This is a genomic window from Pseudomonas sp. Leaf129, assembly GCF_001423465.1.
Taxonomy (GTDB): Bacteria; Pseudomonadota; Gammaproteobacteria; order Pseudomonadales; family Pseudomonadaceae; genus Aquipseudomonas; species Aquipseudomonas coleopterorum.
The window spans coordinates 188,464-199,758 of record NZ_LMOC01000001.1 but is presented as its reverse complement, the minus strand read 5'-3'; the positions used below and the strand labels follow the sequence as shown (position 1 = coordinate 199,758).

Genomic DNA, 11,295 nt, shown 5'->3' with positions numbered 1-11,295 from the left:
CGGGGCTATTCGGGTGCTACGGGTTCAGGCGTCGGCTCGATCTTGAGCCAGCCTGCCTTGAAGAACATGGAGCTTTTCAGCCGCTCCGCATCAGCATCATCGAAGTGCTCGATGGCCTCGCCAGGCGCCAAGGACAAATCAGCGATGTCGATCCGGTGCGAACTGGTGTTGGTGATGGAGGCCATACGATTCTCCGCAGGTGCCGCTTACTTCTTGGCCAGGGCGGCCTTCAGATCCGCTTCCAGCTTCTGCGACCGCGCTTGCTCGTCGATCAGGCTCTTGCGAACCTTCTCCAGTTCGGCGGGCATGTCCTTGGCGTCCGCTTCCAGCTTCTGCGATTTGGCCTGCTCATTGAACAGGTCCTCACGCAGCTTGTCGTTCTCTGCGCGCAGATCGTCGATCTGGCGAGAGCCGTCATCGCTGAGCTTCGGTTCGCCCGAGACGAGCACGCCGTGCTCCTCCCAGAACGAACCCTTGGCCAGTTCGTACTGCTCTTCGGTGGTCTGCTCGCCGGCGCCAACAGTGGTGCCATTGGAAAGCACCACGGGGCTGGCGGTGACGTTGGTGTAAACCTTCTTCGAAGTCATGGGACCCCCTTAGATGCCGTCGACGTAGGCGTGGGACAGCGGAACCCGCAGCTCGGTACCGGCGGTGCGTACGACACCGGCCGCTTCGAAGCGCAGGCCGCCGTGAGACGGGATCGGCGCGTTCAGAGTGAACGGCATGGGCAGGTGGAACTTGGCGAACTGAGGATTCTTGGTATAGGCCATCATCCGGTCAGTGCCGCCAACACCTGCGCCGGCCAACTGCAGGATCGGCTCGAACGTGACTTTGAGCACGCGCTCCAGGTAGCTGATCAGCGTTTCCGAGGTGTTCGGGATTCGGAAGGTGGTCAGCTGGCCGTATTGCTTGAGCGGCAGCAGGATATGCGTCGGGCGGAAGATGCTGTTGGTCTGCACCTGGTAGACCTGAAGGATCAGGTTGTTCAGCAGGGTCAGCAGCTCTTGAGCGGCAGCATCAGGCGATTGGGCCAGGATCTGGGCAATGGTCTTGTTCGCACCGCCCAGCAGCGTGCCGGTTGCCAAGATCGGCACGCCGGGGTACTTGATCAGGCCGCCGGTGGCCAGCGAAGGCCAGCGCGCATCGCCTACGAACGCAACACGGTCCAGCCACTGCTCGGTCAGGGTGCGAGTAGCGATTGGCTTCTCGGCCAGGTAGTTGATCGCACCACCGAAGCCTTGGGCGCTGGCCATCTGCATGGCCTTACCGACTTCGATCTGGGTGTAGGTGTAGCCCAGGCCGGCCTGGACAACGTCCACACCGCCGACCTTGGCTGCGATTTCAGCCAGGGGGAAGTCGTGGGAGACGTCACCGATCGGTGCAGGCTCACCCTTGTAGTCGAGCACCTTGAAGGCGATGGACTCGACGTAGTCCGGGGCGGAGGTGTCCACGGTCAGGATCGTGGGGTACTTGATATCGGCGTACGGCTGGCGCAGCACTTCCTGTTCAACGTAGGTCAGCTGACCAATCAGGAAGCCCAGTTGCGCCTGGGGGGAAGCGTCGAAAGTCTTCATTCGTTCGATCCTTAAGCGGCGAGAGTGGTGTTGGCGATGGCTTTCACTTGCACCAGGGCCAGCTCGCCGGCGGCGGCAGCGGTCAGGAAAGAGCACCCCACCAGTTCATGGTTGCCAGCGGTCGCGGCGTTGGTCAGCTCACCGGTGGTGGGCAGCGCGTAGACCTTGCCACCGACTACCGCGCCGCCAAGGGTCTTGACCCAGACACGGCCGTGGCTGACCAGGCTGACTTCCTCGTTGACGCGGTAGGCGCCGACGGTATTGCCGTTGTCGACAGCCTGGCCGGTCATGTAGGTGCCGCTCACGCCTACCGGTTTGCGGACGGAGATGCCCAGGAAGAACCCAGCAGCCGCAGCGGGCAGCTTGCCGCGCTTGGCAGCGGAGCCGACAACAACCGCGCGAGCAAAGGGAATCGCCACTTCAGCGACGACGCTGGTGACGTCTGCCATTGCCAGGTCATTGATTTGGCCCTCGAAGGCCTTGCCGGCGTATTGGCCGAACGTATCGAATGCGGTCGCCATTACTTTTCACCTCGCAGGAACTTGTCGTAGGCAGTGGAGCCGTCGGTGGTCAGCTTCGGCGCGTTGATGGCGTCCTTGGCGAACTGGCGCAGGCTGTCGTTGGTTTTGGTGCCGTCTTCGTCTTCGTCGTCATCCTTCTCGGCAGCTTCGTCAGCAGCAGCATCGAAGGCGGCGACCACGTAGGCCTCGGACTTGGTAGCCCAGTCGCGGGTCGGCTTGAGCTGCGCCATGGCGGCGCGCTTGATCTCGAGCGGAGAGACCAGGCCTTTGGCGTCGAATGACTTCACGACCTTGCCGGCCAGGGCGATGGTGTCGAGGGTGGCTTTGACGCGCAGGCCGATAGCAGAATCAGAAGTGGCCTTTTTGGCTTCCTCCAGCTCTTCCTCAGCGGAGTCCTTGGTGGCCTCGGCCTTGTCGGCGCGTTCAGATTGCTCGTCAGCGAAGCGTTGCAGGGCAGACACGGCGTCTTCGACTACCTGTGCGGCCTCTTCGTCCAGAATGATGGAGCGGCTTTTCTTGGAGTCTAGGAAGACTTTCCGGGTCGCCATATTGGGAATACCTTTCGGTTTGTGGTCAAAAATGCGGGCGACCTTTCCGGCCCGCGCTGCTTCTACAACCGCGTTGTGGTTGATCTGTATGTCCCGCTGCACGTACTCGTAGGCGATACCGGACACCGGGTCGATGCCGGGGGCTTCCACGTACTCGGCCAGGTAGCCAGGGGACAGCTCGGCCTTGCCCGACTGGATGTCGTCGATGGCCGATTGGTCCTTGATGATCATGTCGACGATCAGGTTGTCGCCGTCGCGTTCAACACCGCGCACGTGGCCAACCGACACATCCTTGAAGGTTTTCGAGTCGACGAGGTCGGCGGGATGGTCGTTGGTTACGTCCTTGTGCAGGTACGTCGCCATGGACTCAGGCGAGAACACCTCTTCGGGGGATCGGTAGACGTTGACGATGCGCTCAGGCCCGTCCAGGTCCAGCTCGCTTGAGAGGTACTGATAGACCCCGGTGCGCGCTGCAATCCCTTTCACGCAGAGGAAACCTTCCGGCGTGAGGAAGCGAGACGTAGGCGCGAACGTCTCGTCGATGGTCATTCGTTTCATGTGTTACCCGTTCTTGTCGGGGAAGTAGTTCACGCCGGGGATCATGGCGATGGCGACGCAGCGGCATAGCGGGTGGTGCTTGCCTGGGTGCAGGCCAGTCTTGCCGCCCCATGAGGCGCCGTCGGCGATGGGGTACACACCCGGGCCGTGGCCGATGTCCTGCCGGGCGATGCCATAGCAACTGATCTTGGCGTTCGGGTACTTGCCGGCCGGATTGCCCGACACCCGCTGGTCATCAGCATCCACCGACTTGTAGAAGGTGATGCCGGCGGCCACTTGGCGCTGTCGGGTCAGGTCCGAATTGAGCTGTGATATCTGGTCACGTGCGATGAGCTTGGCTCGCCGGGCGGTGACACCGGTTTCCTGCTGGATCTGCTTGGCAATGACCGTGGGGGCCAGACCTTCCTTCATCCCGCCAAGCACCAGCGACTCGACCTTGCGGAAGTAGTCGGCCGGGATGGACTTGATCAGGTTGACGTTTTCAGCCGTCGAGGCCTCAAGGTAGTTCTGCATCCCCTGGGGTCTGGCAATCATCTGGAAGTCGATGCCGACGGCCTTATTCACCGAGTCGCGGAACGCCTGTGCGTTATCGGCTTCGGCCCGGCTGATCGTGCTGGCCGCCACCCGCTGTATCTGTGCCTCGAACAGGGGCGAGATGAAGCGCTGGGACACGCTGCGAATGGCCTTCAGGATCTCGTCAGTCCAGCTGCCGTCCAGGGTGATGCGGCTGTCGGCGATGTAGTCGGGCCTCAAGCGCTTCAGCTCAGGCTCGACCGCGGCAACCAGCTCGGAGGCCATCAGCCGCACCAGTCCGCGCAGTTGGCCGCGGTAGTACTGCTCTGCCTCTTTGCTGGGGTAGATGGCCTTAGGCGCTTGGGGTTTCTTTTTCCGCTTTTCCCGTGCCGCCTTGTTCATCGCCATCAGACTTGCCAAGGGAGAAACCCGGGAGGCCTTCGCCGTCGTCGAAATTGCCATCGGCTTGATCCTTCTCCAGCTTCTCTTGCGCGGCGATCTGTTCGTCGGTGATGGCGTAGGTGCCTTTCGCCTGAGCCTTGCGCATGGCGTGGCTTGGACGAATTACACCGTTCTCCAGGTAGAGCGAGTCGGCCTGAGCCTCTGCAAGGTCTTCCTGTGCCTGCTCGACACCAGACGTCTGCGCCAGAGGATTCCACTCGAACTCGATTTCGTCGGGGTAGGCACCCAGCGCCGAGCGGATCAGCACCTGGTCGAGGGCTTCGAGGTCCAGACGCATCTGGCCGTCCTGCTTACCCTTGATGGTGCCGTGGTAGGTCTTCAGGTCACCGTCACCCGTAGCGCCAAGCCCTGAGGCCGATTGGCCCCATAACTCAGTTACCGGCATCTCGGCCGCGCCGGCCGTCCACACCATGAATTGCTCCATGATCGAACTGAGGCCGGAGAACGAGATGCTGTTGCGCTCATACGTTTCGCTCTCGGCGTCCAGGAGCCCAAGGTTCACGATGGACTTGAGCATGCCGAACATGCGATATCGCTCGGTTACATTGTCACACTGTGCGCTGGCGAGAGCAGCCTTTAGACCCTTGACGCTGACTGTATCAACATTTGCCTCCAGCACCAGAGAGGCGATGCCCCCCTTGGTCGCCACCACATCACGCAGATCGGCCATGCAACGACGCAGACGGCTATCACCCCAGCCTTGCTCAAACATGCGCATACGACGCGGCAGGCGTGCCCCAGTGCGGCGGATGATGTGGCTGTGGTGAATAGGCTGCGTCCCGTTCACCATCATGTAGAACTCGGGGAGCATCCAGTTGCTGGCGAGCGGGTCGGAGTAGTTGAAGTCCATCGGCTGGATATCCCAGCGGTCGAACACCACCAGGTTCTTCAGTCCGCCCTTCTTGATCTTGTCCAGGTCGAGCGGTCTGCCCAGATCCTGACCGGTCACCATCAGCAGCGCCGCGCCACCGTACAGGTCAGCCCAGCAGCAGGTGTCGAGGTAGGCTTGCTGCACACCCAGGCGGCGCTCTTCGGTAGCGATCTGCTTGGCCTGCTTGCCGTTGAATGCGCGCCACTCACGCAGGGCATCCTCGTTCGGTTTGTCGACGATGCGCCGGGCCAGCCAGTTGGACTGATACGCCGCTTCCAGCTCTACCTGATTGACGAACTCGAAGCCGAATTGGCTGTGCGTGCGCTTGTCGCGATTGGTGCCGATGTTGGCGACCATGTTCGAAAGGCTGTCGGTGGTTACGACCTTACCGTCCTGAATCTGGATTCGCGGTTTTGATGTGGTCATAAAATGATCTGTCCCGCGCCACGAAATGGCGGTGGTGAATTTGTGGCGCGAGCTATTTGGTCTGGCTGCGGAGGATCTGCGCGTCTACCTGGTCAGCACAGGTGTCGAGCAGGTTGATGGCTCGATCCTTCAATGCCCAGAGGTCGCCATTCAGCGCCAGGTCGTCTTCGGTTGCGCTCACCCGCTCACACGGCACCATCTCGGGCGCCTCAATTCTTACCGCGGTTGTCTTTACCGCTACCGGTTGCGGGCTTCCCGCGCAGGCCGTCAGGAAGAGGCTGAGCAGCCCAATCACGAACAGGCTTGCTGGTGCGCTTGAGTTGTTCAAAGTCTTTCCTCGCCTGCTGGGCTTTTTGCTCGCTGGCCTTCAGTCGCTTGTTCAAGTCAGCCAGGTAGTCGGCGTTGCGCTTGGCCTCACCTTGGAGCGTGGTGATGGTCTTCTGGCTTTCGAGGTTTGCGGCTATGGCGTCGTTCTTGCCCTTGGTCTCTACGCTGACCATGGCCTGCAGTGCTACGACCCGGTATTGCTGGATGCCTACAAGCAGCAGTGCAACCAGACCGATGATGATCCCTGCAGCGATAGTTTTCATGCTGCATCCGCCTTGCGGCCCAGAAAGCGGGTCACCAATTCACGAATGGCCGTCACGCCGAGGAATCCAATAGTCCCTCCTGCAGCAACAGACAGGCTCGGAGGCCACGCCATCCACTCGATAACGCTGGACGCAACCAGGCTCAGCGACCCACAGATAAGCGCCTCAAAAACTATACGGCGCTTGCTGGTTTCCTTCGCGTCGTACATGACTCGAAGTAGCGATACGGTGATGGACATGATCACGCCCTGCCAGAGCGGATTGCTCAACGCCAGCCAGATCTTGGCCCATGTGTCTGGCTTGTCAGGCATGTTAGGCATCCGGGTAACTCCCCAAGGGGAGATTGATAGATCCGATCCCGACTGCACTCCCAGCTCGGAGCGATGGGCGTGGCGGAATCGAAAACAATAAGACCTTGATATAGATCGAGGCCCTGAATAGGTACATCGCAATCGCGCCCATTCACACCCACATTTGGCATGCTATCTTCAGCCTTCAACCATCACACAAGGAAGATCAGATGAAATCCAGGCAGCAGCAGACAGATGCGTTCAAGGTGAAGTCTGAGTCAGGCAAGGTCTACGATATGATTGAGATCACACACCAGACCTATCATGAGTTTTTGAATCCTGCGGATAACAAATGGGCCGATGGACTCAAGCAATTCAAGGTCGCGGGGGGAGGTAATGCGAATCGCCAAAGCGACACCGAATTCGAGATCGTTTCTACGGGCGAATTGGTAACAAGGGTCTGAATCAAATAACACAAACAAAAAAACCCGGCACATTGGCCGGGTTTTCTTGTGTGACTTTCAAATTTGCCGAAGGCAAAACTGTAACTATGGAGAAATTCTGCCCTGAGCCGCACGGGAAGTCAAGCGGCCTCTTTCATCTGGTAAATCACGGCGGCAACCGGGCTCAGTGCAAGCCGATCCAAGTCTTCGCAGCAGTCGAATGTCAGCCTCACAACCGACTCCCAATCCCGGTCCCAGTTGAAGGATTCGAGGCGGACGCCGTACTCGGCCATCAGCCACGAACGAAACCCCTCAGGCTTGCTCAGCGGATCTTCGTTGGCCGACTGCCCACCCTGGTGCATGTAGCGGTACCGGCGCATCACCCCCTTGACCACGTACTCGAGCTTTTCGCGCTTCGCCGCGGTCATGCGCTTGGACTTCGAAACCACCATACCGAACACCAGCGCCTCTGCTGCCTCCCGGATATCGTCATCCCGGTTGGCGGCGTACATGAACTCCCCGAATAATCGGACCTGCGGGTGAAGCCGGGCGATTGCGGATTGGATGTGGCCTGCCAGCGCACTGTGCATCGCGTGATTGGCTGTTGGCCCGCGTTCGGTCTTCTGCACTACCACGCCCAGCTGGACGACATCAGAGGTCTGGCCGGGAGCAGGGTTGTAGGTGCAGTCATGCCAGGCCTGGCGTGCTGAGTTGATGTTCATGCCGACTCCCTCTCCTTCAATTCTCGTATCAGCGCCCGGTAGTGCGCCTTGATCTCTTTCAACTGCTCGATCGCGTAGCGCTGGGGCTCATGAGGCCCTTCGATCCAATCCACCTTCTCGGCCCCGATGCGATGCACCAGGTTGATCCGGTAGTTCACGATGTCTCCGGACTTGTGGTTATTGCAGGGCGCGCATTGTTTGTGGACGTTCAGCGGCTCGAAGCGCAGCTCGGGGCTGGCAGCAACCGTGCGGTAATGCCCGGCATGGTATTGGCCTTCGTGGTGACGGCCACAGCTCACACAGGGCAGGCCTGAATCACGCAGGCGGATCCACTCGTTGAACACGGTTTGCGTCTCCTTGAGGTGATCCGCCCTGCTCTTCAGCTTCTCCTTGCGGACCTTGATCTCGCGGCGTTCGCGCTGCTCGAACGACTTCCGCTCGGATGCCTGCTTGGCACGAACGATCACCACGGCGCAGTCAGGGCTGCACCAGGTCTGAAAGCTCTTGGTAGGCACGAATGAGGCCCTGCAGGTGGCAACCTTGCACTTCTTCGGTCGAGGGTTCTTGATGGCCAGGCTCATGCGGCCTTCTCCCCGAGCAGATCGCCGAAGAAAACGCCTTTGCCTGAAAACTCAGCCACGATGCGGTCGGTGTACGCGATGCCCTGGGCTCGATTGAACAGGCTGGTCACCGGAAAACCGTCCGGGCCGAAGAGCTTGCAATCACCCATCATCGCCAGCTTCTCCTCGTACGACAGATGACGCATAACCCGGTACCAGGCCTGTTGGAACTCGGCATCCTCGTTCAGCAGGATCTGCACGCCGATGTGCAATTTGCAGTACCGGCGCGCTTCGGCGGCGTCGCCGATCTGAGTCATCTCCGCGATACGCTTGTAAAAGGCGAACCACAGAGCGTTCTGATCCAGTGTGCGGTCCTTGCCAGGCCGAAGGCTCACCACGACGAACTTCTTGTCGCGGTACATCGCGGAGAGCTTGGTGATAGCCTCGGAGAGCTTGGAGGCGCTGTTCACGCTGATCTTGTCAGTCATTGATCACGACCTCCGATTTAGCCAGTGTCCGGTCATGGCAAACCAGTCCACGCGTTTTTGCATGCAGCGCCAGGCGCCGGATGGTGGAGTCCTTGTGCGACCGGAACCCCTCCCATGTCGTATACCACTGCTCAAGCATGGACAAGGCGACCTCGGTAACGAAGACTCGGCGAGGATCAATCATGGCTTCACCTGCAGGCCGGCGGCTTCAATGGCTTCTCGACATAGCTCGACCCCAAAATTAACCCCGCTATCGTATTCATTCCCACAACGACCATATTGGATCTCCCGTACGGCGGGCAGCTCCACCACCACCGCGGCGCGTGATGCTTCCCAGATCGCCAGAGCCGTCTGCTTGAATTCGCTAAGAACACGGGCAGCCTGCATCTGGCCGGCGGCAACGAAATTGGCAACTTCGGTTTTGTGCCACGACTCGAACTCCTCACGCATCTTGTCGTTGCCCATCACGAAGCCCTCCGCTTGCCGAATTTCGCCATCAACAACGCGCGCGCCGAGGCGCCGTCTGCTGGTATGCCCTGCTGGATGATCCGCTCCCGCGCCTGCCGATCCGCTCGCTCGCTGGCCATCTCCAGCTCGCTCTTCTGGCTGTCGTGCCCGATGCCGGTCAGGATCTTGCCGTCGAGTGGCTGGCCTTCCTGTGCGCGGCGCAGGATCACGTCGTAGTTGCGATCGAAGCGCTGGCGCAGCCCCTTGTCGTCCTGCTTGGCGCCGCGCAGATCGAACAGGCCGGTGGCTTTGGCTGCCAAGTGGACGGCTTCATGGCTGTAGGTGCCCATCAGCGCTTCGATCCATGCGTCAGCCACTGGCGGCATGCCGAAGTCTTCCGGGCTCGGTTTGCACAGGGCAATGAACTCGCCAACGCTCGGAGCGAATGGCTTCTTGGCCTTGCGGCAGTTCTGGATGCCGAACTCGATCTGCTCGAGCGAACGGATGCCCTCGGCAGCGAAACCCTTGATCCATTCCTCCTTGGCAGCATTCAGCGCTTCGGTGGATGGCCATGCCTGGCGCCAGGCTGGGAAGATCCCGCGCAGCTTGCGGAACAGTGCGTTGACGACCTCGGTAGTTTCCGGGGAGACGGGCATAGCCTGAGTGGGCTCGACCGCCGGCAGATTGGTTGCTGCTGCCATCAGCTGGTTCACGGACTTCATGTCTTCACCACAAGGCCATCAGCCCAGGAGGTGTCGTCGAAGTCGGGTTCAGTGCTCTGGCGCGCTGGGAATGGCCGGATGTTCGAGGCTGCGGCACGGTTGCGGTCGTTCAGCACCCACTTGACCAGCATCTGCACCCATTCGGCTTGAGTATTCACCTGACCGCGCGGCTCGTAGTGAGCAGTGAAAGCGCGGCGCGCCTCTTCGGTAAACAGGTTCAGGGCCACACCCGAGTGCACGGCGTAGGTCTTGAGCAGCTTTTGGTCAGGCGCCCAGTCGAGGGTCATTTCGCTGGGCATGCGAGGGTCGACAGTTTCCTGCGCAGAGAGTGGGTTTTGATCTTCTCTTCTCTTCTCTTCTTTAGGTAACGCAGAAGTAACGGTGGGAGCGTTACCTCTTGCGTTACCTGCCTTGTGAGAAGCGACCCGTTTCGCGGTGAGAAGCCTATTTTTGGCGGTCTTGCCGTTATGCCGCTCGAAATGGGGCAAGCTGATGCAGCCGTCCGCCTCAGCCATCCAGCCGACGGATTTCATGTGTTCGCAGAAACCCGGAACACCCACGGAACGGTCGAGTAACTTTTTACTAACGCTCGGAGCGTTACCATTCTGGGTCTGCTGGTCGAACCAGCCCCATACGCGCATCAGCTTTCCTACCACTGCATCAGGGTCAATGCCGGCCAGATCTGCCATCTGGCAGACCTCGGGCTTGTCCATGGTGGTAAGTTCGAATTTGATCCAGTCGCCGGCCATCATTGGGCCTCCAGTTTGTACTGTGCCCATAGGCCGGCCACCCAGGTGACGCCCTTGGGGGTGAATTTGGTCTGGTTGAAAGCGTGACCGCTTTCGCTGGTACCGGTCTTGACGTCGAAGCGGCCGGCGTCGATGTGAGGCTGATAGGCCTGCCACTCCCCGCCCATGCGGTACATGATTCGCTTGTCTAGCAGGAACTCACGGAAGCGGGCCTCATTGGCCCCCAGCAGCTTTGCGGTCTGGCGGAAGCCCTTGAGCCCGGTCGAATCGACGTACTTGTCGACGAACTCCACCTTGGGCGCGGCTATGGCCAGTGCTTGGTTGGCAGCCTGCTGGAGTTCAAACTGTTCAGCCCAAGCACGCGCCGCGGCTGCCGGATTGGAGAAGTCAGGGAGCGTAGCGATCACGCGGGGGGCGGCGTGGTCGTTCAACTTGCGAACAACGGAGCGGCGGACCGCTTTCGATTCACGCATTGAAACCAGCATGCATTGATCACGGGTCAGCAGCAGTCCTTCGGACGCCGGGCCGCGCGCATTCCTTACTACGAAAGTTTCGTAGTATTCCCCCTCCAACTCATCCCGGCAGCGCGCAGTGAAATCTGCACGGCGAACCTCAGTCTCTCCGAGCTCGGCGCGGGCTTGATTCACCAACTCGAGCAGATCGAAGCTGCTCATTGTTTCTAATGGCGCCACGTTTTCGGAGATCGCATTTCGTGGCGCGGGATGGTGGGTATTGCCTTGTGCATGGATTTGCATATAATCGGTCCCACAAGTTGTTGTTTAAGAAGCCGGGTCACTACCCCGGCTTTTTT

Annotated in this window: 19 protein-coding genes; 1 reads left to right on the top strand and 18 read right to left on the bottom strand. The window is 60.1% G+C overall.

Annotated elements, in window-relative coordinates; translation table 11 throughout:
* Positions 1 to 5: 5 nt before the first annotated feature.
* Genes ASF66_RS01020 through ASF66_RS00980 form a run of 10 tightly spaced genes read right to left on the bottom strand, consistent with a single transcriptional unit; the run spans position 6 to position 6,374 of the window.
* The gene (locus ASF66_RS01020) at positions 6 to 185 is read right to left on the bottom strand and encodes a hypothetical protein (protein WP_056842354.1); all 180 of its coding nucleotides are present in this window, start codon (positions 183 to 185) and stop codon (positions 6 to 8) included.
* A 21-nt stretch (positions 186 to 206) separates the two neighbouring features.
* Positions 207 to 587: a hypothetical protein gene (locus ASF66_RS01015; RefSeq protein WP_056842353.1), complete on the bottom strand. Its 381-nt coding sequence runs from the start codon at positions 585 to 587 to the stop codon at positions 207 to 209.
* Positions 588 to 596: 9 nt separating this feature from the next.
* The gene (locus ASF66_RS01010) at positions 597 to 1,574 is read right to left on the bottom strand and encodes a major capsid family protein (protein ID WP_056842352.1); all 978 of its coding nucleotides are present in this window, start codon (positions 1,572 to 1,574) and stop codon (positions 597 to 599) included.
* An 11-nt stretch (positions 1,575 to 1,585) separates the two neighbouring features.
* Positions 1,586 to 2,095 (bottom strand): structural cement protein Gp24, encoded by a 510-nt coding sequence (locus ASF66_RS01005; RefSeq protein ID WP_056842351.1) that lies wholly within the window; start codon positions 2,093 to 2,095, stop codon positions 1,586 to 1,588.
* Entirely contained in the window at positions 2,095 to 3,192 is a 1,098-nt protein-coding gene (locus tag ASF66_RS01000) for a DUF2213 domain-containing protein (RefSeq protein ID WP_056842350.1), read from the bottom strand. The genes ASF66_RS01005 and ASF66_RS01000 overlap by 1 nt, the downstream gene beginning before the upstream one ends.
* Before the next feature lie 12 nt (positions 3,193 to 3,204).
* Positions 3,205 to 4,122, bottom strand: a complete 918-nt coding sequence (locus ASF66_RS00995) for a phage head morphogenesis protein (RefSeq protein ID WP_236707028.1) — start codon at positions 4,120 to 4,122, stop codon at positions 3,205 to 3,207.
* Positions 4,067 to 5,473 carry a DUF1073 domain-containing protein gene (locus tag ASF66_RS00990; protein WP_056842349.1) on the bottom strand — a complete coding sequence of 469 codons (1,407 nt, stop codon included), beginning with the start codon at positions 5,471 to 5,473 and terminating at the stop codon, positions 4,067 to 4,069. The genes ASF66_RS00995 and ASF66_RS00990 overlap by 56 nt, the downstream gene beginning before the upstream one ends.
* Positions 5,474 to 5,525: 52 nt before the next feature.
* Complete coding sequence (locus ASF66_RS23025) at positions 5,526 to 5,654, bottom strand: hypothetical protein (RefSeq protein WP_269083333.1); 129 nt, start codon at positions 5,652 to 5,654, stop codon at positions 5,526 to 5,528.
* A 28-nt stretch (positions 5,655 to 5,682) separates the two neighbouring features.
* A complete protein-coding gene (locus ASF66_RS00985) occupies positions 5,683 to 6,063 on the bottom strand; it encodes a hypothetical protein (RefSeq protein WP_056842348.1) in 381 nt (126 codons plus the stop codon).
* On the bottom strand, positions 6,060 to 6,374 hold the full coding sequence (locus tag ASF66_RS00980) for a phage holin, lambda family (RefSeq protein WP_162240064.1): 315 nt from the start codon (positions 6,372 to 6,374) through the stop codon (positions 6,060 to 6,062). The genes ASF66_RS00985 and ASF66_RS00980 overlap by 4 nt, the downstream gene beginning before the upstream one ends.
* Positions 6,375 to 6,583: 209 nt before the next feature.
* Between ASF66_RS00980 and ASF66_RS00975 the strand changes: the two genes are divergently transcribed.
* The gene (locus ASF66_RS00975) at positions 6,584 to 6,817 is read left to right on the top strand and encodes a hypothetical protein (RefSeq protein WP_056842346.1); all 234 of its coding nucleotides are present in this window, start codon (positions 6,584 to 6,586) and stop codon (positions 6,815 to 6,817) included.
* A 119-nt stretch (positions 6,818 to 6,936) separates the two neighbouring features.
* Here ASF66_RS00975 and ASF66_RS00970 read toward each other — a convergent pair whose 3' ends face one another.
* Genes ASF66_RS00970 through ASF66_RS00935 form a run of 8 tightly spaced genes read right to left on the bottom strand, consistent with a single transcriptional unit; the run spans position 6,937 to position 11,239 of the window.
* Complete coding sequence (locus ASF66_RS00970) at positions 6,937 to 7,518, bottom strand: hypothetical protein (protein ID WP_056842345.1); 582 nt, start codon at positions 7,516 to 7,518, stop codon at positions 6,937 to 6,939.
* The gene (locus ASF66_RS00965; protein ID WP_056842344.1) at positions 7,515 to 8,099 is read right to left on the bottom strand and encodes a recombination protein NinG; all 585 of its coding nucleotides are present in this window, start codon (positions 8,097 to 8,099) and stop codon (positions 7,515 to 7,517) included. Before ASF66_RS00965 ends, ASF66_RS00970 begins: the two co-directional genes overlap by 4 nt.
* The gene (locus tag ASF66_RS00960; protein WP_056842343.1) at positions 8,096 to 8,566 is read right to left on the bottom strand and encodes a hypothetical protein; all 471 of its coding nucleotides are present in this window, start codon (positions 8,564 to 8,566) and stop codon (positions 8,096 to 8,098) included. The genes ASF66_RS00965 and ASF66_RS00960 overlap by 4 nt, the downstream gene beginning before the upstream one ends.
* Positions 8,559 to 8,750: a hypothetical protein gene (locus tag ASF66_RS00955; protein ID WP_056842342.1), complete on the bottom strand. Its 192-nt coding sequence runs from the start codon at positions 8,748 to 8,750 to the stop codon at positions 8,559 to 8,561. The genes ASF66_RS00960 and ASF66_RS00955 overlap by 8 nt, the downstream gene beginning before the upstream one ends.
* Positions 8,747 to 9,031, bottom strand: coding sequence for a hypothetical protein (locus ASF66_RS00950; protein ID WP_056842341.1), 285 nt, complete (start codon positions 9,029 to 9,031; stop codon positions 8,747 to 8,749). Before ASF66_RS00950 ends, ASF66_RS00955 begins: the two co-directional genes overlap by 4 nt.
* The gene (locus tag ASF66_RS00945; RefSeq protein WP_056842340.1) at positions 9,031 to 9,735 is read right to left on the bottom strand and encodes a replication protein P; all 705 of its coding nucleotides are present in this window, start codon (positions 9,733 to 9,735) and stop codon (positions 9,031 to 9,033) included. Before ASF66_RS00945 ends, ASF66_RS00950 begins: the two co-directional genes overlap by 1 nt.
* Positions 9,732 to 10,487 carry a DnaT-like ssDNA-binding domain-containing protein gene (locus tag ASF66_RS00940; protein ID WP_236707027.1) on the bottom strand — a complete coding sequence of 252 codons (756 nt, stop codon included), beginning with the start codon at positions 10,485 to 10,487 and terminating at the stop codon, positions 9,732 to 9,734. The genes ASF66_RS00945 and ASF66_RS00940 overlap by 4 nt, the downstream gene beginning before the upstream one ends.
* Positions 10,484 to 11,239: a phage antirepressor KilAC domain-containing protein gene (locus tag ASF66_RS00935; RefSeq protein ID WP_056842339.1), complete on the bottom strand. Its 756-nt coding sequence runs from the start codon at positions 11,237 to 11,239 to the stop codon at positions 10,484 to 10,486. Before ASF66_RS00935 ends, ASF66_RS00940 begins: the two co-directional genes overlap by 4 nt.
* Positions 11,240 to 11,295: the final 56 nt, after the last annotated feature.